The organism is Methylobacterium phyllosphaerae (assembly GCF_001936175.1).
GTDB lineage: Bacteria > Pseudomonadota > Alphaproteobacteria > Rhizobiales > Beijerinckiaceae > Methylobacterium > Methylobacterium fujisawaense.
Map to the genome: position 1 here is coordinate 4,905,522 of NZ_CP015367.1, position 21,895 is coordinate 4,927,416.

Annotated in this window: 20 protein-coding genes; 7 read left to right on the plus strand and 13 right to left on the minus strand. The window is 71.1% G+C overall.

The genetic code is table 11. The features are described from left to right. The first annotated feature begins 28 nt into the window (after positions 1–28). From kdgD to gudD, 3 genes are all read left to right on the plus strand, one after another. Complete coding sequence (gene kdgD, locus MCBMB27_RS22385) at positions 29–943, plus strand: 5-dehydro-4-deoxyglucarate dehydratase (RefSeq protein ID WP_075381301.1); 915 nt, start codon at positions 29–31, stop codon at positions 941–943. A 98-nt stretch (positions 944–1,041) separates the two neighbouring features. Beyond that, positions 1,042–2,397 (plus strand): MFS transporter, encoded by a 1,356-nt coding sequence (locus MCBMB27_RS22390; RefSeq protein ID WP_075381302.1) that lies wholly within the window; start codon positions 1,042–1,044, stop codon positions 2,395–2,397. Positions 2,398–2,476: 79 nt separating this feature from the next. Beyond that, positions 2,477–3,826 (plus strand): glucarate dehydratase, encoded by a 1,350-nt coding sequence (gene gudD / locus MCBMB27_RS22395; RefSeq protein WP_043386727.1) that lies wholly within the window; start codon positions 2,477–2,479, stop codon positions 3,824–3,826. Positions 3,827–3,848: 22 nt separating this feature from the next. Here the strand turns inward: gudD and MCBMB27_RS22400 are convergent, their stop codons facing one another. The 8 genes from MCBMB27_RS22400 to MCBMB27_RS22435 all read right to left on the minus strand — a co-directional run bounded on the left by MCBMB27_RS22400 (position 3,849) and on the right by MCBMB27_RS22435 (position 11,864). Continuing rightward, entirely contained in the window at positions 3,849–5,390 is a 1,542-nt protein-coding gene (locus MCBMB27_RS22400) for an amidohydrolase family protein (protein ID WP_075381303.1), read from the minus strand. Positions 5,391–5,415: 25 nt separating this feature from the next. Further along, positions 5,416–6,222 (minus strand): ABC transporter ATP-binding protein, encoded by an 807-nt coding sequence (locus MCBMB27_RS22405; RefSeq protein WP_075381304.1) that lies wholly within the window; start codon positions 6,220–6,222, stop codon positions 5,416–5,418. Then, the gene (locus tag MCBMB27_RS22410; RefSeq protein WP_075381305.1) at positions 6,212–7,138 is read right to left on the minus strand and encodes an ABC transporter permease; all 927 of its coding nucleotides are present in this window, start codon (positions 7,136–7,138) and stop codon (positions 6,212–6,214) included. Before MCBMB27_RS22410 ends, MCBMB27_RS22405 begins: the two co-directional genes overlap by 11 nt. Positions 7,139–7,142: 4 nt before the next feature. Next, positions 7,143–8,195, minus strand: a complete 1,053-nt coding sequence (locus tag MCBMB27_RS22415) for an ABC transporter substrate-binding protein (RefSeq protein WP_043760248.1) — start codon at positions 8,193–8,195, stop codon at positions 7,143–7,145. 461 nt (positions 8,196–8,656) lie between these two features. Then, complete coding sequence (locus MCBMB27_RS22420; RefSeq protein WP_075381306.1) at positions 8,657–9,202, minus strand: GNAT family N-acetyltransferase; 546 nt, start codon at positions 9,200–9,202, stop codon at positions 8,657–8,659. Positions 9,203–9,224: 22 nt separating this feature from the next. Beyond that, positions 9,225–10,118: an NAD(+)/NADH kinase gene (locus MCBMB27_RS22425; protein ID WP_075381307.1), complete on the minus strand. Its 894-nt coding sequence runs from the start codon at positions 10,116–10,118 to the stop codon at positions 9,225–9,227. 11 nt (positions 10,119–10,129) lie between these two features. After that, a complete protein-coding gene (locus MCBMB27_RS22430; protein ID WP_043760252.1) occupies positions 10,130–11,116 on the minus strand; it encodes an SPFH domain-containing protein in 987 nt (328 codons plus the stop codon). A gap of 10 nt (positions 11,117–11,126) precedes the next feature. Next, entirely contained in the window at positions 11,127–11,864 is a 738-nt protein-coding gene (locus tag MCBMB27_RS22435; protein ID WP_075381308.1) for an NUDIX hydrolase, read from the minus strand. Positions 11,865–12,115: 251 nt separating this feature from the next. Between MCBMB27_RS22435 and MCBMB27_RS22440 the strand changes: the two genes are divergently transcribed. From MCBMB27_RS22440 to MCBMB27_RS22450, 3 genes are all read left to right on the plus strand, one after another. Next, positions 12,116–14,308, plus strand: a complete 2,193-nt coding sequence (locus MCBMB27_RS22440; protein WP_075381309.1) for a marine proteobacterial sortase target protein — start codon at positions 12,116–12,118, stop codon at positions 14,306–14,308. After that, entirely contained in the window at positions 14,305–14,895 is a 591-nt protein-coding gene (locus tag MCBMB27_RS22445; RefSeq protein WP_075381310.1) for a class GN sortase, read from the plus strand. Before MCBMB27_RS22440 ends, MCBMB27_RS22445 begins: the two co-directional genes overlap by 4 nt. Positions 14,896–14,987: 92 nt before the next feature. Then, positions 14,988–15,740: a helix-turn-helix domain-containing protein gene (locus MCBMB27_RS22450; protein WP_075381311.1), complete on the plus strand. Its 753-nt coding sequence runs from the start codon at positions 14,988–14,990 to the stop codon at positions 15,738–15,740. Positions 15,741–16,013: 273 nt separating this feature from the next. Here the strand turns inward: MCBMB27_RS22450 and MCBMB27_RS22455 are convergent, their stop codons facing one another. Beyond that, positions 16,014–16,172: a hypothetical protein gene (locus MCBMB27_RS22455; RefSeq protein WP_158498482.1), complete on the minus strand. Its 159-nt coding sequence runs from the start codon at positions 16,170–16,172 to the stop codon at positions 16,014–16,016. Between the two features lie 421 nt (positions 16,173–16,593). Next, entirely contained in the window at positions 16,594–17,091 is a 498-nt protein-coding gene (locus MCBMB27_RS22460; RefSeq protein WP_075381312.1) for an Rrf2 family transcriptional regulator, read from the minus strand. Positions 17,092–17,185: 94 nt separating this feature from the next. On the opposite strand from MCBMB27_RS22460, the gene hmpA reads away from it, so the two are divergent. Continuing rightward, positions 17,186–18,430 carry an NO-inducible flavohemoprotein gene (gene hmpA, locus MCBMB27_RS22465; protein ID WP_075381313.1) on the plus strand — a complete coding sequence of 415 codons (1,245 nt, stop codon included), beginning with the start codon at positions 17,186–17,188 and terminating at the stop codon, positions 18,428–18,430. 138 nt (positions 18,431–18,568) lie between these two features. Here the strand turns inward: hmpA and MCBMB27_RS22470 are convergent, their stop codons facing one another. The 3 genes from MCBMB27_RS22470 to MCBMB27_RS22480 form a co-directional block, all read right to left on the minus strand. Beyond that, a complete protein-coding gene (locus MCBMB27_RS22470) occupies positions 18,569–19,510 on the minus strand; it encodes a cyclic nucleotide-binding domain-containing protein (protein WP_236952785.1) in 942 nt (313 codons plus the stop codon). A 162-nt stretch (positions 19,511–19,672) separates the two neighbouring features. Continuing rightward, positions 19,673–20,290, minus strand: coding sequence for a response regulator FixJ (gene fixJ / locus MCBMB27_RS22475; RefSeq protein ID WP_075381314.1), 618 nt, complete (start codon positions 20,288–20,290; stop codon positions 19,673–19,675). Continuing rightward, a complete protein-coding gene (locus MCBMB27_RS22480; protein ID WP_075382074.1) occupies positions 20,280–21,833 on the minus strand; it encodes a PAS domain S-box protein in 1,554 nt (517 codons plus the stop codon). The genes fixJ and MCBMB27_RS22480 overlap by 11 nt, the downstream gene beginning before the upstream one ends. Between the last annotated feature and the right edge of the window lie 62 nt (positions 21,834–21,895).

Genomic DNA, 21,895 nt, shown 5'->3' on the forward strand with positions numbered 1-21,895 from the left:
GAACGGTGCGCATCAGGGAGAGGAATCGATGGCGCGGATGACCCCGGCCGAGATGGCGCGCGTGTTGGGCTCCGGCCTGCTGTCCTTCCCGGTCACGCATTTCCGCGACGATCTCGGCTTCGACGAGACCGCCTATCGGGACAATCTCGGGCGGCTGGCCGACTACAAGGTCTCGGGCTTGTTCGCGGCCGGCGGCACCGGCGAGTTCTTCTCGCTGACGCCCGCCGAGATCGACCGGGTCCTGCGCGCCGCCGTCGCGGAGACCCGCGGCCGCACGCCGGTCATCGCCCCCGCCGGCCAGGGCACCGCCCTGGCGGTCGAGATGGCCCGGGCCGCCGAGGCCGCCGGCGCGGACGGGATCCTGCTGCTGCCGCCCTACCTCGTCGGCTCCGAGCAGGCCGGTCTCGCCGCCCATATCGAGGCGGTCTGCCGCGCGACCTCTCTCGGGATCATCGTCTACAACCGCGCCAACGCCCAGCTCAACGAGCAGACGCTCGCCAGCCTGTGCGAGCGCTGCCCGAACCTCGTCGGCTTCAAGGACGGCGTCGGCGATGTCGAGCTGATGACCCGGATCTACGCCGCTTTGGGCGACCGCCTGACCTATGTCGGCGGCCTGCCCACCGCCGAGACCTTCGCGCTGCCGTATCTGGAGATGGGCGTCACCACCTACTCCTCGGCGATCTTCAACTTCCTGCCCGAATGGGCGCTGTCCTTCTACGACAGCGTGCGCCGCCGGGACCGCGACGCCGTCTACCGGGAGCTGCGCGACTTCGTCCTCCCCTACATCGCGATCCGCAACCGCAAGCGCGGCTACGCGGTCTCGATCGTCAAGGCGGGGATGAGCGCCGTCGGCCGCCACGCCGGCCCGGTCCGGCCGCCGCTGACCGAATTGGACGCGGCGGAGCGCGCCGAGCTGACGGCGCTGATCGGCGACCGCCGCTGAGCCCCCACGAGACGACCAACGACAGACCCGCCGAGCCAACGGCGGCAACGACCCGCCTCCTGGATCAACCGGGCGGCGACGAGCCAGGGAGAACGTTCATGAGTGCCAGTTCGAGCGGCGCGGCGAGCACCCTGCTCGACGCCGCCGATGCGGGTCGCCGCACCCGCGTCCGCCTGCTGATCGTCGCGATGCTGTTCGCCGCCACCACGATCAACTACGCCGACCGCGCGACCATCTCGATCGCCGGACCCGACATGGCCAAGGAACTCGGCCTGTCCCCGGTCCAGATGGGCTACGTCTTTTCGGCCTTCGCGTGGTCCTACGTTCTGGCCCAGATTCCGGGCGGCTGGCTCCTCGACCGCTACAGCGTCAAATGGGTCTACGCCGCCGCCGTCGCCCTCTGGTCCGGCTTCACCCTGGTCCAGGGAGCCGTCGGCTTCTTCTCCGGCCTCACCGCCGTGGTGCTGCTGTTCGCCCTACGGCTCGCCGTCGGCCTCACCGAGGCGCCGGTCTTCCCCGCCAATGCCCGGATCGTCGCCGCGTGGTTCCCGACCCGGGAGCGCGGCATGGCCTCGGCGTTCTTCAACTCGGCGCAGTACTTCGCCACGGTGCTGTTCACGCCGCTGATGGCGTGGATCGTCCACAATTTCGGCTGGCACCACGTCTTCACCAGCATGGGCCTGCTCGGCCTCGCCTTCGCGGTGGTGTGGCTGCGCGTCGTCGACAGCCCGAAGAACCACCCGTCCATGAATCAGGCGGAGCGGGACTACATCGAGGCCGGCGGCGCGCTGCTCGACATGGACGGGCAGAGCCGGACCGGGCAGGGCGATGCCGGCCGGACGCTGCGCCAGCTGCTCGCCAACCGCATGCTGCTCGGCATCTATATCGGCCAGTACTGCATCACCGTGCTGACCTACTTCTTCCTGACGTGGTTCCCGGTCTACCTCGTCAAGGAGCGCGGCCTGTCGATCCTCCAGGCCGGCTTCGCCGCGGTGCTGCCGGCGCTCTGCGGCTTCATCGGCGGCATCCTCGGGGGCGTGATCTCCGACCTGCTTCTGCGCCGCGGCTTTTCCCTGACGGCGGCCCGCAAGATCCCGATCGTCGGCGGCATGCTGCTGTCGATGAGCATCATCGGCTGCAACTACGTCCAGGCGGATGCCCTCGTGGTCGGGCTGATGGCGCTCGCCTTCTTCGGCAAAGGCATCGGCGCGCTCGGCTGGGCGGTCGTCGCCGACACCTCCCCGCGGGAGAGCGGCGGCCTTTCGGGCGGCCTGTTCAACACCTTCGGCAACACCGCCGGCATCACCACGCCGATCGCCATCGGCTACATCGTCCAGAGCACGGGCTCGTTCAACGGCGCCCTGGTCTTCGTGGGCCTGAACGCCCTCGTCGCCTGCTTCTGTTACCTCGTGGTGGTCGGCGAGATCCGCCGCGTCGAGCTGAAGGCCCACTGACCCGCGGGCCGGACCGGCCCCGTTCCGAACCCGCCCCGCGCCCGGCTCAGGCCGGCCGGGGATCTTCGAGGAGGACGCCATGCCGAACGACAGCCGTCATGCCGCGCGCAACACGCCCACCGTGACCGAGATGAAGGTCGTGCCGGTCGCCGGCCACGACAGCATGCTCCTCAACCTCTCGGGCGCGCACGGCCCGTATTTCACCCGCAACCTCGTGATCCTCACGGACTCCACCGGCGCCACCGGCCTCGGCGAAGTCCCCGGCGGCGAGGGCATCCGCAAGACCCTGGAGGATGCCCGGGACCTCGTGGTCGGGCAGCCGCTCGGCGCCTGGAACGCGGTGCTGAACGCCATGCGGACGCGCTTCGCGGATCGCGATTCCGGCGGGCGCGGGCTGCAGACCTTCGACCTGCGCATCACCATCCACGCGGTGACGGCGGTCGAATCCGCCTTCCTCGACCTGCTCGGCCAGTACCTCGACGTGCCGGTGGCCGCCCTCCTGGGCGAGGGCCAGCAGCGCGACGCCGTCGAGATGCTGGGCTACCTGTTCTACGTCGGCGACCGCACCCGCACCGATCTCGATTATCGCGCACCGACCGCCCGCGACGGCTGGTTCCGCCTGCGCGACGAGGAGGCGCTGACACCGGAGGCCGTCGCCCGGCTCGCCGAGGCCGCCTACGACCAGTACGGCTTCAACGATTTCAAGCTGAAGGGCGGCGTGCTGCGGGGCGAGGAGGAGATCGCCGCCGTCACCGCGATCCACGCGCGCTTCCCCAAGGCTCGGGTGACGCTGGACCCGAACGGCGCGTGGTCCCTCGACGAGGCGATCCGCCTCTGCAAGGGCCAGGGCCACGTGCTGGCCTACGCGGAGGATCCCTGCGGCGCCGAGGGCGGGTTCTCGGGCCGCGAGATCATGGCCGAGTTCCGCCGCGCCACCGGCCTGCCCACCGCCACCAACATGATCGCCACCGACTGGCGGCAGATGAACCACGCGATCCAGCTCGGCGCCGTCGACATCCCGCTCGCCGACCCGCATTTCTGGACGCTCGCCGGCTCGGTCCGGGTGGCCCAGCTGTGCCGCGACCACGGCCTGACCTGGGGCTCGCACTCGAACAACCATTTCGACGTGTCGCTCGCCATGTTCACTCACGTGGCCGCGGCGGCCCCGGGCAACGTCACGGCGATCGACACCCACTGGATCTGGCAGGACGGCGAGCGCCTGACCAAGGAGCCGCTGGCGATCCGCGGCGGCCTCGTGCGGGTGCCGGAGCGGCCGGGCCTCGGCATCGAGCTCGACATGGCGGCGGTGGAGGAGGCGCACGCCCTCTACCGCGACCACGGCCTCGGCGCCCGCGACGACGCGGCCGCCATGCAGTTCCTGATCCCAGGCTGGAGCTTCGACAACAAGAAGCCCTGCCTGGTCCGCTGAAGCCCGGCCCGGGCCCGCGCCGTCAGACGCGCGAGCTCGGGCGGTAGAACGGCTCGTGCCGCGACGGGTCGATGTAATCGGCGTAGAAGCGCCGCGCGTGGGGCAGCAGCGCCTTCGAGAGCTGGCGCCGCTCGACCTCGTCGTCCGACAGCGCCCGCGACAGGTCGTCGTGGAGCGCCTTCAGGGCGGCATCCTTGTCGACCCGGGTGAAGCGCCCGTCGGCGTAGAGCACCTCGCCCTCGCACAGCACCGTGGTGACGCCGCCGGTCTTGGCCCGCTGGATCACGGCGTCGAGGAGCGGCGTCTCCGGGTCGAGATACGGGTAGGCGATCTGGTCCCAGTCGATCAGGACGAGGTCGGCGCCCTTGCCGACCTCGATCGTGCCCAGGCTATCGCCATAGGGCGTGGTGCGGGCGCCGCCGACGGTCGCCATGCGCAGCACCTGCGCCATGCTCGGCACGTCGGCCTCGTCCATGCCGGGCACCCGGTGGGCGCGGAGCACGAGGCGCATCTCCTGCAGCATGTCGCGGTCGTCGTTGATGCCGGCCTCATCGAGGCCGATCGCCGTGTTGATCCCCTTGGCCTCGAACCGGTTGAGCGCCGCCACGCCGGAGCGCAGCCGGAAGTTCGACGAGCAGTTGTGGCAGATGCAGGTGCCGGTCGCCGCGACCCGCTCGATGTCGGATTCGTTCAGCCAGACGCCGTGGCCGAGGGTCAGGCGCGGACCGAGCATGCCGAACCGATCGAGATACTCGACGGCGGTCCCGCCGCCGCGCTTCTCCGCGTAGGCCTTCTGGTAGGCGGTCTCGACGAGGTGCATGTGCATCGGCACGTCGTAGGATTCGGACAGGCCGGCGAGCCCTTCGAGGGCCGCGTCGGAGCACCAGTGGAGGTTGGCGGGCGCGAGCTGGATCTTGGACCGCGACGCCCCGGCCTGTCCGGCATGCAGGCTGCGGAACAGGGAGAAGTTGTCTTCCAGGGACATCTGGAAGCGCTCGAACCAGCGCTTCATCGGGTCCTGCAGCGGCGCCGGTAGGCTCGCCACGAAATCCATGTCGGCCTGATAGACGAGGCGGTTCTGGTCGCGGACCGCGAAGCAGTACGAAACCCGCATGCCGATGTCGCGATAGGCGCGCAGCACCTCGTTGGAGCGCGCCTCGACCTCCTCCAGGCTGCCGGGCATCCAGCCGTGGATGTGCTGGACCGTGGTGATCCCGGAGCCGACCATCTCGAAGGCCGAGTACAGGGTGTCGAGGTAGAGGTTCAGGTTGCGCGCCACCATCCGGGTGACGAACCACAGTTCCAGCGGCATGTCGGGGGAGCCGAGCTGCACCGGCGTGAGGCCGACATGGTGGTGGCCGTTGACGAAGCCCGGCAGCAGGATCTCGCGGCCGGAGCCGATCACGGGGGCGTCGGGGTAGCGGGCATGCAGGTCCGCGTAGGTGCCGACCGCCTCGATCACGCCGTCCTTCTGCAGGACCGCGCCGTCGGCGATCTCCTCCCAGCGGTCGTGATCGAGGGTGCGGGTGATCATCCGCCGGCTGCGGATCAGCGATGTGGCCATGGTCGTGTCCGTGTTGGGGAGGAGGTCAGACGAGCGCTTCCTGCTCGGCGAAGGCCCGGTCGACCTCGTCGCGCAGAAGCTCGGTGAGGTGCCGCCGCATCGCCTCGGCCTCGGGGGAGAACGGGTCGCGCGGGCGGGGCAGGTCGTTGCGGACGATGGTCTTGATCCGCCCGGGCCGGGCCGTGAACACCACCACCCGGTCGGCGAGCGCCACCGCCTCGTCGATGTGGTGGGTCACGAACAGCACCGAGGCGCCGCTGTCGCGCCAGACGTCGAGCAGGAAGTCCTGCATCTTCTGGCGGGTCTGGACGTCGAGGGCCGCGAAGGGCTCGTCCATCAGCAGGACCTTCGGGCGCATGGCGAGCGCGCGCGCCACCGCCACGCGCTGGCGCATGCCGCCCGACAATTCATCCGGCCGCTTGTCGAAGGCCTCGGCGAGGCCGACCCGCTGGAGAGCGGCCCGGGCGACGCTGCGGCGCTCGGCCTCCGGCACGCCCTTCAGCGACAGGCCGAAGCTGACGTTCTGCCAGACGCTGAGCCAGGGCAGCAGCGAGGTCTCCTGGAAGATCAGGCTGCGCTCCGGCGACGGTCCGGTGACCGGCGCGCCGAAGGCCAGGAGCGCGCCGCCGGAGGCGGCCTCCAGCCCGGCGATGAGGTAGAGCAGCGTGCTCTTCCCGCAGCCCGAGGGGCCGAGGAACACCACGAACTCGCCGGGCCGCACGGTGAGGTCGATGTCGCGCAGGGCCTCGTGGGCGCGGGCGGTGCCATGCGCCCAGACCTTGGCGACGCCGCGGCAGGAGACGGCGGCGTCGGAGCTGAGATCAGAGGCCAAGGGCGGCCCCCGTGTCGCGCGGCAGCCAGTACAGCAGCCGCCGCTGGACCACCCGGAACAGCAGGTCGAAGGCGAAGCCGAGCAGACCGATCAGCGTGATGGTGAAGAACACCAGCGATGGGTTGAAGGTGTTGCGCGCCAGCATGATCACCTGGCCGAGCCCGTAGCCGACGCCGGTCGCCTCGGCGACGAGCACCACCATCCAGGCGCCGAACAGGTTGAGGCGCAGCACCGCCAGCAGCCCCGGCAGGATCGCCGGCACGATCACCCGCGCGTAGATCTGGCGCTTCGTCGCCCCCATCGTCCGGGCGACGTTGATGTAGTTCCGGTTGACCCCGTCGATCTGCTGGATGGTCGAGAGCACCATCGTGAAGAACAGGGCGATGAACACCATGAAGATCGCCGGGGCGTTGCCGATCCCGAACATGAAGATCGCCACCGGCAGCCACGCGATCGGCGAGACCGGCGCCAGGAGCGTGATGGTCGGCAGGGTCAGGCGCTCAAACAGCACGACGTAGCGGATCGCCACCCCGACCAGGATCGACAGGGTGGCGGCCAGGAACAGGCCCGCCAGCACCCGGCCCGTGGAGGCGAGCACGGTGATCAGCACCGCCATGGCGGGGCTCGGACCGGCATTCATGCCGGTGCCGATCTGCCAGCGCTGGGCGGTGTTGAAGAACCGGGCCTGCTCGGCGAGGTTGCCGAGGAAGATGTGCGGCGGCGGCAGCAGCTTGGCATCGGCGATGCCGAGCGCCCAGAGCAGCTCCCACAGGCCGGCGAAGCAGCCGACGGAGACCAGCATCCAGCCGATCCGGCGGAGCAGGGGGACGAGCCCGTCGGGCAGCGCGAGGCGCTGACCGAAGGGCACGCGCGGCCGGATGTGCGGGACGGCGGCGCGGGCGAGATCGACGGCCATCCGCTCAGGCCGACTTCAGCTTGAGCTTGCCGTAGAGGTCCGGGTTCTCGGCGATGACCTGCTCCAGCAGGGTCCAGTCGATCGCGTCGCGGCCGGGCTTCTTCTTGATGTAGCCCATCTCGGCCACGGAATCGGTCCGGTCGAGGATGAACTGCGTCTGGTTGCGGGCGTCCACCACCGAGGGCTGCCGGCCCATGGCGAGCTGGGCGTTGCTCATCGAGGTCTTGTAGTAGGAGCCGACGAGCTTGTTCAGGGCGGCCTGGGGATCGCCCTCGGCCAGGGCCTGGGCCTTCATCATGCCCTTGATCAGCGCCTTCACGGCGGCCGGGTTCTTGGCGATCAGCTCATTGCGGACCGCCAGCACGCAGTCGGTGTAGCCCTTGCCGTAGATGTCGGTGCCGTCGGAGAGCTTCACGGCGCCCTTCACGTCGGTGAGGAGCGCGGTGCCGTAGGGCTCGATGGTCGAGATGATGTCCAGCGCCCCGGCGCGGAACGCCTCCACGGCCTCCGGGGTCGAGCCCATGTAGCGGACCGTGATGTCCTTGAAGGCGACGCCGTTCTTCTTCAGCCAGTCGTAGGGCAGCACCTCCAGCGTATCGAGCTGGAAGGTGCCGAGCGTCTTGCCCTTGAGCTTCTCCGGGCTGTCGAGGCCGGGCTGGGCGACCAGCACGCAGCCCTCGATGCCGCCGCCGGCCACGATCTTCACGGGGGCGCCCGCGTCGTAGAGCGCCATGAAGCTCGTATAGGGCATCACGCCGGCATCGACCTGGCCCATGCCGAGGAAGGTGACCTGATCCGAGAAGGTCGGCGTGTTGACGAAGTCGATGGTCAGGCCGTCATCCTTGGCGAGCTGCATCGCCTCGGCGAGGAAGAAGTTCAGGTTGCAGAAGCCGGTGCCGTGGGTCGCGCGGATGCCGGTGGCCGCCGCGGCCGGGCCGGTCAGGCCCGGACCCACCGCCAGGGTCAGCGCGGCGGCCGTCCCTCCGAGAAAACGCCTGCGGCTGGGCTTGAACCGCGTGAAATCCGGGACGCGATAATCGCCGTGACGGTCGCACATATCGACTCTCCTCAGAGGGCGGATCGTGCGATCCGCCGGACGGCGCGTGCCGGTGCTGAAACGGAGGGATCGGAGCTCGGGACAGGCTCAAGGCAGTCGCGGAGATCCGGTCGCCCGGCACCTCACCACATCGACGGCACGCCAACCTCTAGCCGCCGCCGGGGCGACGCTGCGCTGGTGAAGACGAACCAAGAAGCGTGCCAGATGCAGGGGCCGACCGTATTGGCGGCGCGCCTTGCCCGTCGGCGCTGTCGAAGAACTGCACCGCCGTCATTGCGAGCGGAGCGAAGCAATCCAGCAGCGCCAGGCCTCCGAACGTCGCGCTGCCCTGGGTCACTTCGCTGCGCTCGTGATGACGGACACCGTCTTCGCGCCGCGCTTCGACCGGTCCGACGCCCGCGAAAGCAGCTGAATGCCGCCGGCGTATTCAGCCGGGGTCTTTGGACAGTGCCGGACCGGCCTCAGCCGCGCGCGGAGCGCTCTGCCCATTCCCGGCGCAGGATGGCGTACTGCATCGAGTTCTCGAAGATCGGGTTGCCCTGATCGTCGTCCACGAAGGTGACGAACTCGCGGAACAGGCCCTCGAGGCGCATTCCCAGCGTCGCGCACAGGCGGTGCGAGGCGGCGTTGTCCTCCTCGACATAGGCGTAGAGGCGCCGCGCCTGCCGCTCGGAGAACAGGTGCCCGAACAGAGCGGCCGCGGCCTCATGGGCGTAGCCCGCGCCGCCATACGCGGCGTTGAAGTTCCAGCCGACCGAGAAGGTGTCGGGCGGTTCGGGGAGGCAGAACAGGTCGCCGATCAGCCGGCCGGACGCGGTCAGGCACACGGCCACGTGCTCGTCGTCGCTGGCGCGCCGCCCGGCTTCCGCCTCCGCGTCCGCCGGCGTATCGAGGCGGCTGCTCAGGAAGCAGCGTGCCCGCGGCCGGTGCAGGTAGGCGAACAGGTCGGCGGCGTCGTCCGGCCTGAAGCGCCGCAGGATGAGGCGGTCGGTCCGGATGGCGATCATCGGGCTCCCGGTCGGCGCCGCCCTACGCGGCCACGAGGTTGAAGGTGCGGTCGGCCGGCGCGAGGCTCACCCGCCGCCCCCAGTCGAAGGCGACGAAATCCTGCTCGATCCCGTCCGAGAACACCACGCCGCCCTCGTTCATCCGCGACACGACGGTGAGGGGCGATCCGGCGAACTTGCCGCCGCGCAGGTCGGTGCCGGTGGCGACGCTCGGGAACGGCTCGCGGACCCAGTAGCCGAAGGCCGCCTCCTCGATGCCCACCTCAACGGTGAGGTGCGTCGCCTCGCTGATCGAGCGCGCCCAGCCGGTCAGGCCGGTGCCCGAGGCCACGATCAGCCCGCTCGACGAGTGGTCCTCCGCCCGCGCCCCGTCGTCGATGCGGTAGCGCGCCGATTGGTGGCTGCGGTGGCCGACGAAGATCTCGTTCAGGGCGAGCAGCCGCTCGCCGCCGTCGAAGGTCGCCTGCACCATGGTGCGCCGCTGCAGGGGTGCGGCGCCGGCCGCGCTGGCGGGCAGCAGGCCACGCAGGGCCTCGACCCGGGCCCGGGCCAGCACGCCGTCGTAGAGGTCGGGCGCCGGGTTGACGCCGACCACCGGCTGCCCGTCGAGGTATTTGGCGACGTTGGCCACGAGCCCGTCCTGTCCCACGGCCACGACCACGTCCTCGGGGGCGAAGAGGAAGCGGTCGAGGTCGGGGCGCCGCACCAGGGCCTGCCGCCAGTCCAGGGGCACGGCGGACCGCGCCTCGGCGAGCACGGCCTGGAACTGGGCGTGGCGCGCCTCGACCTCCGCGAGCGTCTGGCCCCGGCTCTCCAGGAAGAACCGGACCTGGCCGCGGGTCGCGTGCCGGGCGATGAGCAGCTCGTAATCCGTGTCGCGGATCACGAAGACGACCCGGGGGGTGATGGCCGGCATGGCGGGCCTCCTCAGCGCGGCGCGAGCCGCGCGGGCAGCGCGCCGCGGAACTCCCCGAGAACGGCCGCCAGCAGGTCGGGCGTGACGTTGACGTGCTCGATGGTCTCCAGCTTGCCGGCGAGTTCCCGGGCCGCCAGACCGAGCAGGACGGCGGGCGGCATGTCCCGGTAGATTGCGGCGCGGCGCTGCTCCGCCTCGGCCCGGGCCCCCTCGACGAGCCGGATCCGCTCGGCCTCCGCGGCGGCCTCCAGGCCGCGGGCCTCCGCGACGCCCGCGGCGCGGTCGCGGGCGTTCTCGGCTTCTTGTGCGATCAGCACGGTCTCGCGCCGGGCCAGCTCGGTCTTCGTCGCGAGCTCGTTCTCCGCGATGGCGCGCTCCTTCTCGACCGCGAGCGCGCGCCGGGCGAAGGTCGCCTCGTCGGCCTTCTGCTGCAGGGCCTCGAAGGTCGGCGTCTGCAGGGCGCGCTCCAGCTCGCTCGTCGGCGCGAGGTTGGTGAGCCGCACCGCCACGGCCGCGATGCCGATCTCGGCCAGCGCCGGGGCGGCGAAGAGCACCCGTTCCAGAACGGCGCGCAGCGGCTCCGGCCCCGCGTCGAGGAGGGCGCCGATCGGGCTCGCCCCGAGATATTGCAGCACCGCCTGGCCGGCGATGCCGCCGAGGCGCGCCTCGATCCGCTCGATCGGCTCGCCCTGCAGGCGCCCGGTGCGGAGGTCGATCGAGAAGTCGACCCGGCTCGCCAGCAGCTCGGGATCGACGACGTGCCAGCCGATCGTCCCCTGGACCACGACGGTCTGGAAGTCCCGGCTGCGGCCGCGGACGAACAGGGTCATCTCGCGGTCGTCCACCGGCACCTCGCTGATGCTGGCGGTCTCGGGCCGGAACCAGAAGACCAGCCCCCGCCCGCTCTGCCGGACCCGGCCGTTGCGGAAGCGGATGATGTGGCTGCTCGCCTCGCTCCGGAGCTGGGCGATCACACCGATGTTGCGGACCGTGGCCATGATGGTCTCCTCAAAACTGACCCGACCTGTCGAAGCGGAAGAGTTCGGCGGGGCGGAACGCCGTCCCGGCCTCGCGGGCGCCCGTCGGCGCGATCCAGCCCCGGTCGCGCATGCGGCGGCGGAAGGCGGATTTGTTGAGGGGCGCGCCGCGGATCGCCGCGTGCACGTCCTGGAGCTGGCGGAGGGTGAAGTGCTCCGGGAGCAGCGCGAAGCCGACATCCGTGTAGTCGAGCTTGCCGCGCAGCCGCTTCACGGCGAGCGCCAGGATGTCGGCGTGGTCGAAGGCGAGGGCGAGGGCGAGGGGGGCGCCGTCCTCCGTGACGGCCGAGACCGGGCCGCCGGCCTCGCCCGCCCAGGGCACGACCAGCGTCGCCGCCGTCAGCGCGGCGCTGCCCGCCAGGGCCTCGGCGAAGGCCGCCTCCGGCAGCAGCGCCAGGTAGGCGACCGAGACGATACGCATCCGCGGATCCCGGTCCACGGCACCGAAGGTGTAGAGCTGTTCGAGCCGCGCCCGCCCGATCCCGGCCTTGTCGCGCAGGACGCGCTCCGCGGCGGCGTCGAGGGTTTCGGCGATGCCCACGAACCCGCCCGGCAGGGCCCAGAGGCCCGCCTGCGGCTGCTGGCTCCGCCGCAGCAGGAGAGCGGCGAGCCGCCCCGCCCGGATCCCCAGCAGGACGAGATCCACCGCCAGGGCGGGCCGCTCGTAGGCCGCAGGATCGTAGCCTGCCAGGAACTCGGGTTCGGTCATCGCTCGATTTCTGCTCAGGTTGAGCATAACTAAGACGCGGGTTGCGCATATGTCAAGGCGGTGGCGGATCCGTCAGGACGCGCCGCCGGGCGCACAGCTCCGCACCGGCTCCGCACAGATCCGCCGCGGCGCGGCCGGCGGGTGCGGGCCGAGCCTGGAAAAGGGCGAAGCTTCTCGTGGCGGCCGAGGGGCGGGCGCGGGAGCTTCAGCGGCGAGCCGGCCCCGATCCGCCGGCGCAGGAGGTTTCCCCGATGCCGTTCTTCGCTCCACGACCCGCGGTCGAGCCCCCCCGCAACGCCGCGTTGTCACCGCTCTTCCTCGCGCTGCTGGCGCTCCTCATCATGCTCGCCTCGGCCCACGCGGCGCCGGGGCCGGCGCGGGGCGGCCTGATGCTGCGCGGGCCGGCCGGCGCCGCGCCGGCCGAGGCCGTCCAGCTTGCCACCGACATCAGCGTCGATGTCAGCGGCCCGACCGCCCGGGCCACGGTCACCCAGGCCTTCCGCAACACCACGGCGGAGTGGGTCGAGGGCACCTACGTGTACCCCCTGCCGGAGGACGCGGCCGTCGACCGGATGAAGCTCGTCGTCGGCAACCGCGTGATCGTGGCCGACATCCGCGAGCGGGCGGCGGCCAAGCGCGCCTACGAGGCCGCGAAGGCGGCCGGGCAGTCGGCGGCCCTGACCGCGCAGGAGCGGCCCAACATCTTCACCAACGCGGTCGCCAATATCGGCCCCGGCGAGACGGTGGTGGTCCAGATTACCTATCAGCAGACGATCCCCGTGTCCGGCGAGACGCGGACGCTGCGCCTGCCGCTGGTGGTGGCGCCCCGCTACACTCCCGCCCCCGCCGCGGTGGACGCGGTCTCCCTCGACGGCGTGGCCGAGGCGGCCCGCGACCCGGTTCCGGATCGCGCCCGGATCAGCCCGCCGGTGCTCGACCCGGCCCTGTCCCCGCCGACCAACCCGGTCGCCGTCACCGTGCGGCTCCAGGCGGGCTTCGCCGTCGGCGCCGTCCGCAGCGCCACCCACGCGATCCGCGTGACCGAGACCGGCTCGGAGGCGCGCACCGTCACGCTGGCCGACGGCGTCGTGCCGGCCGACCGCGACCTCGAGCTGACCTGGGAGCCCGCTCCGAGCCGGGTGCCCGGCCTCGGCCTGTTCCGCGAGACCGTGGCCGGCCGGACCTACCTGCTGGCCGCCGTGAACCCGCCGGCGCTCGAGCCCGACGCGGCCACCCGGCCGGCGCGCGACGTCACCTTCGTGATCGACAATTCCGGCTCGATGTCCGGCGCCTCGATGCGGCAGGCCAAGGCCGGGCTGCTGGCCGGCCTCGCGCGTCTGACGCCGCAGGACCGCTTCAACGTCATCCGCTTCGACGACACCTGGGACGCGCTGCATCCCGAGCCGGTCCCGGCGACGCGGGCGGCCCTGGCGGAAGCCGAGCGCTTCGTCGCCGCCCTGGAGGCCCGCGGCGGCACCGAGATGCTGGCGCCGCTCAAGGCGGCCCTGGCCGATCCCCATCCGGAGGACGGGCGCGTGCGCCAGGTCGTGTTCCTCACCGACGGGGCCGTCGGCGACGAGGAGCGGATCTTCGCGGCGATCCACGCCAATCTCGGGCGCACGCGCCTGTTCATGGTCGGCATCGGCTCGGCGCCCAACGGCCACCTGATGCGCCACGCCGCCGAGATCGGCCGCGGCAGCTTCACGGAGATCCGCGACCTCGCCCTGGTCGGCGAACGGACCCGCGCGCTCTACGAGAAGCTGGAATCCCCCGCCGTCACCGACCTGACCGCGACCTTCTCGGTCCCGGGCGTCGCCGTCACGCCGGGCGCGCTGCCCGACCTGTATCGCGGCGAGCCGCTGGTCTTCGCCGCGCAGCTGCCGGAGGCGGCCGAGGGGATCGCCCACGGGACCGTGACCGTCTCGGGCCGGGTGGGCGGCCGGACTTGGACCCGGACCCTGCCCCTCGCCGCGGCCGGCACGGGCGCCGGCATCTCCAAGGTCTGGGCGCGCTCCCGGATCGGCGAGACCGAGACCGCGCGGATCACCGGACGCCTCGGCGCGGAGGCGGCCGACGCCACCATCCTGGCGCTGGCCCTGGAGCACGGCCTGACGACGCGGCTGACCAGCCTCGTGGCCATCGACGCCACGCCCCGCCGGGCGCCGGGCACGCCCCTCGTCGCCGCCGACCTGCCGCTGAACCTGCCGGCGGGCTGGGACTTCGCCAAGGTGTTCGGCACGGACCGGAGCGGCGAAGCGCCCGCCGACGACAAGGCCGCCCGGATCGTGCCGATCCATGCCGGCGAGGCGGGCGTCGACCTCCCGCAGACCGGGGCCGGGATCCTGGCGCAGCTCGGCCTGGGCCTGCTCCTCGCCCTCCTGGGCCTCCTGCTGGGCGCTGGCCTGCAGCGGCGCGGCGCCCGGCGGATCGGGGACGCGCGATGAGCCGCTCTCCGGTATCCGGACTGGGGAGGGCCCTCGCGGCCCTCCTCACCCTCGGGGGGCTCGGACTGGCGGCGCAGGCCGCCTGGATCCCCGCCAAGGCCGCCCTGGCGCAGGTGCTGCTGGAGCGCGCCTTCGCCCGCACGCTGGCCGAGGGGCACCCCGCCAAGCCCTGGCCCTGGGCCGACACCGAGCCGGTCGCCCGGCTCACGGTCGCGGGCCGCAGCTTCGTGGTGCTGCGGGGCGGGAGCGGCCAGGCTCTGGCCTTCGGCCCGGGCCATCTGGACGGTACGCCGGAGGCCGGAGCGCCCGGCACCGCAATCTTCGCCGCCCACCGCGACACGCAGTTCGCGGTGCTGGGGCGCCTCGGGCCCGGCGATCCCGTCACGGTGACGGGCCGCGACGGCCGGACCCGGCATTTCCGCGTCACCGGCACGCGGGTGGCGCGGTGGGACGCCTCGGGCATCGATCCGCAGGCGGCCGGCCGGCATCTCGACCTCGTCACCTGCTGGCCCCTGGAGGCGCTGCGGGCCGGACCGCTCCGGCTGATCGTCGAGACGGAGATGGCGTCGGAGGCGGGGCGTTCCTGACGGGCAGCCGTGGATGGCCAGCTTGGCCGCGCTTGCGCAATTGTGCGGTTTCGTGCGGATCTGTGCGGATCAAGCCCGCGCGAGCCGTGCCTGTGAGCGAGATCGAACTGTCCGAGGCGCAGAGCCGCGCCATTGCCCAGACCGTGCGCGAGGCGCTGGCCCGCCGGCGCATCTCCCGGCAGACGCTGGCCGAAGAGGCCCGGATCAGCATTTCGACCCTGGAGAAGGCGCTCGCCGGCCGCCGGCCCTTCACCCTGGCGACGACGATCCGGCTGGAGGAGGCCCTGGGCCAATCCCTCCGCCAGGAACCGGGGCGACCGGCTCCGGAGACGGCCCGTCACGCGCCCGACGAACTCGGCTCCTATTCCCGGGAGAGCGTGGCCTGGATCGAGGGGCGCTATCTCACCCTGCGGCCCTCCTTCGGGACGGCCGGCTCGATCTTCGCCTACCGTACCGAGATCGCGTGGGACGCGGAATCGGCCCGCCTCGTGTTCCGCGAGGCCGAGCGGCTCGACGCCCCCTTCGCGCAATCCGGCAGCGTCGCCGTGCCGAGCCAGTCGGGCATGATCTATCTGGTGACCAACTGGCACGGGCAGCACCGCCTGGCGGTCCTGTGCCGCCCGAACATCCAGGGCGAGATGTACGGGGTCCTGACGACGCTCCATGCGGGGCGCGGCACCCAGCTGACCCCTGCCGCGGCGCCCCTGGCGCTGCTTCCGGAGCAGGCCGGCGCATTCGGCTACGGGCGCATCGGACCCGAGGAGCCGGGCTTCGCACCGTACCGCGCCTATCTCGCCCGCGTGCACGAGGACGGCTACGCCACCTTCTTCACGGGTGTCGCCTGACGGGGCCGGGCGCGATGCGGATGGGCCGGCGCCCCTGGCCGTGATGGGCCGGTCGACACAGCAGCCGACGCATTCGGCCGACCGCGCGTTGCGCCGGCTGCGGACAGGAGGCGTCCCCCGCCGGATCGGCCCCCTCGCGCTCGCGCAGGCGCCGGCCGGCCGGCCGAAGACCCTGCGCCGGTTCGGGTGCCCGTCGAAGCCTCCGTCCTTGGAGAGGGCCGCTCCGTGAGCAGACCCTCTCCGGACCCGGCGGGCCGCCGGGTTCAGGCCGCGCTACTGGGCCGCGATGTTGTAGGCGAGCGCCGACGAGGCGAGGGAGGCCCCCCACACGCAGAGCGTCGTGCTCGTTCCCATGGTCGGCACCGCGATCAGCGCGCCGACGCTGGCCACGGCGAGGCCGATCGCTGCCCCGTACAGTGCGTCGTCGCTCACGCCGCCGGCGACACAATCGATCTCTTCATCCGTCAATTCGCGGATCTCTGGCACATTCTTCATCATCGCGACCTTTCGATATCGATGGTTGAATGCCGAATTATCCATCGGCGTCGCGCAGGCAGCCCCAAAGCGTTCGAGAGATCAAATCGTATAAAAGCACTATAGCCTGCGTCCGGGCGAGGTCCTATCGCCGGTGCGGTCCTGCCCTGGGCTCCGGAGCCGCGACGGCAGAGGTGAAGACCTGCCGCTTCGATCGCGACGACTGCGCCGCGATCACCGAGGCGAGTCGGCATCCGGTGGGGCTCCGAGCCCGCGTCCGAAGCGCGCCGACGCTCGCCCATGCTCCGATGCTGCGGGCGTCCGGCCTTGCGATGGCGTTGGTGATCACATCGCGGCGTCGAGGCTGAGCAACCATCGATCAACGCACCGGGTCGACGGGGCGTCGAGGCATGCGCGAGGCGGGCTCGTCGATCGACGGCATGGGATCGATGCCCAGGAGGGCTGCGAGATCCTGCCCGGCATTCGGCTCCAGCAGGTCGGCGAGGGTATGTCGGTCGAGGACCGCGAGGAACGCGGCGAGCGCTTCGTTCAAGACACCCTTGAGGCGGCAGGCGGGCGTGATCGCACAGGCCGCACCGGCGAAGCAGGGGACCAGCGCCAGATCCTCCTCCATGGCCCGCACGACGTCTCCGACGCGGATCTGGTCCGCAGGCCGGCCCAGAAGCAAGCCGCCGCCCCGGCCACGCGTCGTCCGGATCAATCCCAGCCGGCCCAGCTGATGCACCACCTTCACCAAGTGATGCTCGGAGATCCCGTAGGCCGCCGCGACGCCGGCTATGGAGCCCTGCCGGGGGCCCAGCGAGCCGAGATAGATCAGAGTGCGCAGGCCGTAATCGGTGAAGCGGGTCAGCCGCATGTCAACTCCGTAACAGCCCTTAAGGTGCATGACGATTGCACCTTTAAAAATGGGCCGTCATAAGGTGCATGTAATATGCATCTTGAGGACCGCCATGCCTGCCCCGCTGAGTCCCTCCACCGTCGCCCTTATCAAAGCCACGATTCCCGCCCTGGAGGCGCGAGGCCTGGACATCACGCGGCGCATGTACGAGCGCCTGTTCGAGAACGCCGAGATGCGCGACCTCTTCAACCAGTCGCACCATGGGGCAGCGGGCTCGCAGCCGAAGGCCCTCGCGCAAGCCGTGCTGGCCTATGCCCGCAACATCGACAATCTGAGCGTTCTCGGCGGGGCGGTGGAGCGCATCGCGCAGAAGCATGTCGCGCTCAACATCCTCCCCGAGCACTATCCGCACGTCGCGGATGCGCTGCTCGGCGCGATCGGCGACATTCTGGGCGATGCGGCGACGTCCGAGATCTGCGCGGCCTGGGGAGACGCGTACTGGCTCCTGGCGGAGATCCTGATCGGGCGCGAGGCGGCCATCTACCGCGACCACGCCGCAAAGCCTGGAGGCTGGACCGGCTGGCGCGCGTTCCAGATCGAGAGCGTGACCCAGGAGAGCGAGACGATCCGCTCCTTCGTGCTGGCGCCGGTCGATGGGGGGCCCGTGCTGCGCCACCAGCCCGGTCAGTACCTCGGCTTCCTCTTCGACCTGCCAGGCCAGGGCGTTCTGAAACGCAATTACTCAGTCTCGTGTGCCCCGAACGACCGCGTCTACCGCATCACCGTCAAGCGCGAGAACGCGCCCGGTGCGCCGGCCGGTGTCGTCTCGAACTGGCTGCACGACGCGGCCGGCATCGGCACGATCCTGCGCGTGGCACCGCCGGCGGGCGACTTCTCCCTCGACCGGTCGACGAACGGCCCCGTGGTCCTGGTCAGCGGCGGCGTCGGACTGACGCCGATGGTGAGCATGCTGGCCGCCATCGCGGATGAGATGCCCGAGCGCCCGACTTGGTATGCCCACGGAGCCCTCAACGGCCGTGTCCATGCGCTGCGGGACGCAACGGCCGCCGCAGCCTCGGGGCGCGCGCATATCCGCGTCCGGACCTTCTACGCCCAGCCGGACGCGCAGGACCGGCGTGGCGAACATTACGACGAGGCGGGTCTCATCACGGCGGATTGGCTCGTCGCGAACACGCCGCAGGCCGAAGCGGTCTACTACCTCTGTGGTCCCAAGCCGTTTCTGGCCGCGCTCGTGAACGGCCTGCGGCGCCACGGCGTCCCGGCCGAGCGGGTCCGCTTCGAATTCTTCGGGCCGGCGGACGAATTGCTGGAGGACGAGGTGCGGCGCGTCGCCTGATCGTGGCGCCACAGCCGGGTGTCGGCGGCGCCGCGAACGGCGCTGCCGCCTCCCGTGATCGCGCGTGCGGGCGCCGGACCGCCCGGTGCCGACGGAACGGGCGTCCGCCGTCGGACGCCGCGGGCCGCCCTGCCGTCCCTATCCCTTCAACCGCTCGATCAGGGCCAGGGTCCGGCGACCGGTGTCGTCGAAGGCAGGCAGATCGATCATGGGGTCGGGCTTGGCGACGGCGGTCAGTCGCGCGCGGTCGCGGATGACGATCTCCTGGCCCGCAACGCCGATGCCGATCTTGGTGAGGGCTTTGAGGGCGCGGGAGAAGGACTCGCGCGTCATCCCGAGTTCGGACGCGATCATGTGCTTCTCGTAGGGCAGGATCGCGCGGTCCGGCGTGCCCTGCCGTTCGGATAGGACGAGGATATGGCATCCGACGCGCTCGGCCGCGGAGCGCAGCTTCAGATTCTTGGTCTGCCGCACCATCCGACGGAACTGCTCGGCGAGCGTTTCCAGAACCGCCTTCGCCAGATGCGGGTTGCGTTCCACCGCGTCGCGGAACGCATCGGCCGGAATGAGCAGGAAGCGGGTCGGCTCCGGAGCCCGCCCCTGCATCAGATACGGCGATGCGGTCACGACGGCGGCAGGGATCAACAGGTCCGGCGCCCTCACGACTTCGATGAGCACCTCGCGGCCATCGCGGGATCGTCCGAAGAGCTGAACCGATCCCGACAGGACGACGATCTGGAAGGTCGGGACCTCGCCTTGCGCGAAAAGGATCGTCCCCGCCGGCACTTCGTGCTCGAGCGTGTGCTGGAACATGGTGCGGATGCGCGGTGCCTCCTTGCTGCTGTCACCCGTTCCGGGATCGGTGTTCGCTTCTCCGCGCATGGCAAGCTGCGCTTCCACTCGACCTCGGCATCGTGAGAACCGGGGCGCATTCCGGCCTTGATGCATATCAACTGCAGATTTGGCCCAACCCCGATCCCGATCCGGCATCGACCGCGCACCGCCGACCCGCGGCGAACGCGAACCGCCGGAGCCGGCAAGCGCCTTGGGGTCGGAAGTGACTGCCGTGCGCCGATCCACCCGATGTCGGCGCGGAGGCGGGCCTGCAGCCCTACGACCAGCTGTGGGCGGGCGCCGAGAGGGCATTGGGGATGCCTTCGAAGAGCGAGCCCCTGCGTCGAAGCCCGTCCCCTGAGGCATCCCGGAATCGGCATCTCGACGGGACGCAACGCGCGTCGGTCTTCAGTCGCCCTCCAGGCTTTCTGCGATCAGTGCCATGCGCACCAGCTCGGACAGGCTGCCCGCCTGCATCTTGGACATGACGTTGGCCCGGTAGATCTCGACGGTCCGCGGGCTGATGCCGAGATCGAGCCCGATGACCTTGTTGGCCTTGCCGGCGACCAGTCCTTCCAGGACCTGGCGCTCGCGCTCGCTGAGTGCGGCCAAGCGCGCCCGCACCGCGTCCCCCTCGGCGTCGCGCGTCCGGGCGCGATCCGCCCGCGCCAAGGCCGATCGGATGCTGGCGAGAAGAACGTCGTCGTCGAAGGGCTTCTCGATGAAGTCCACCGCGCCGGCCTTCATCGCTTCGACCGCGAGCGCGACGTCCGCATGGCCTGTCATGACGATCACGGGCGGCATCCGGCCTCTCTGCCGGAGGCGGTGCAGCAGTTCGACGCCGTCGATGTCGGGCATGCGCACGTCCGTGACGATGCATCCGACACGGTCGGTCCCCGCGGCGAGGAAGGCGGTCGCCGAGTCATGCACCTGGACGGCCAGTCCGTCGGTCCCCAGCAGGAAGGCGAGGGATTGGCGCACCGCGAGATCGTCATCCACGATGTGGACAGGCGCGTCAGTCGACATGAGCCATCTCCTCGCGGTCGAGCGTGCGCAGGGTGAAGCGGAAGGTCGTTCCGCCGTCCGGACCCGGGCAGGCCTGGATCTTGCCCCCATGGGCCTCGACGATGGTTCGACAGATCGACAGGCCGACGCCCATGCCGTTCGCCTTCGTCGTCACGAAGGGCTGGAACAGCTGCTCGGCGATCTCGGGCGCGATGCCGGTCCCGGTATCCGACACCCGTATCTCGACCAGGCCTTCGGCCGGACGCGCCCGCGTCCCGACGACGAGTTCGCGCCGGGTCACGTCCTGCATGGCCTCGATCGCGTTGCGGATGAGGTTGAGCAGGACCTGCTGCACTTGGATCCGGTCGGCCAGCACGAGCGGCGCATCCGGATCGAGATCGAAGCGGACGCGCACGCCCTTCTCCTTGGCGCCGACGAGGGCGAGGGCGCTCGCCTCCTCGACCAGCTTGGGCAGGCTTTCGATATGCCGCTCGTTCTCGCCGCGCGACACGAAGTCCCGCAGGTGCCGGATCACCTGTCCGGCTCTCAGGGCCTGATCGGCCGCTTGGTTCACCGCGTCGGAGAGCCGGGCCGCCTCCGGGCCTTCCATGCGCCCGAGGAGGCGGCGGCAGCCCTTGAGGTAGCTCGCGATCGCCGTCAGCGGCTGGTTGATCTCGTGCGCCAGCGTCGATGCCATCTCGCCCAGGGCGGTGAAGCGCGACATGTGCACCAGCTCGGACTGCAACTCCTGCAGACGCATCTCCGTCTGGTTCCGTTCGGTGAGGTCGCGGATGAAGCCGGTGAAGTAGCGCACGCCGCCCGAACGCATCTCGCCGACCGCCAATTCCATCGGGAAGGTCGAGCCGTCCTTGCGCTGGCCGACCACGACGCGGCCGATGCCGATGATGCGGCGTTCTCCGGTCGAACGGTAGTGCGCCATGTAGGCGTCGTGCTGGCTCCGATAGGGTTCCGGCATCAGCAGGCTGACGTTCCGGCCGACCATCTCGTCCGGCCCGTAGCCGAACTGCCGCACGGCCGCCGCGCTGAACGATTTGATCTGCGCCTGCTCGTCGATGACGATCATGGCGTCGGGGACCGTGTCGAGGATCGAGCGCAGATGCGCCTCGCGCGCCCGCAGGTCTTCGTCGGCCTGCTTCTGTTCGTGAATGCTGAAGACCACGCCGCGGTGGCGGCACGGCCGACCGTCGGCGCCGATCTGCACGCGGCCGCGCGAACGCAGCCAGTGGACGCGCCCATCGGGATGCACCGCCCGATAATCGACCTCGTAGCGTCCGCCCTCCGCCAGCGCGCGCCCGATGGCGTCCGCCCTGGCTGCGCGGTCGTCCGGATGCACGAAGGCCTGCATCGCGTCGAAGGTGGTCAGGCGGTCCGGCGGCACCCCGAACAGACGGATGCAGGACGGCAAGATCGTGACGCGCCCGGTCCGGACGTCGAGGGCCCAGCCGCAGATGCCCGCTTCGTCGAGCGTCAGCCGAAGTCCCTCCGCGTCGAAGGGGTCGTCGCCGCGGGAACCCGGATCGTTGGGAGGGTCAGACGTCGTCATGTCGGCCGTACGGGGGGACGGCATCGTCATCCGTCCGGATCGTCGGCGCCCGTCTTACAACG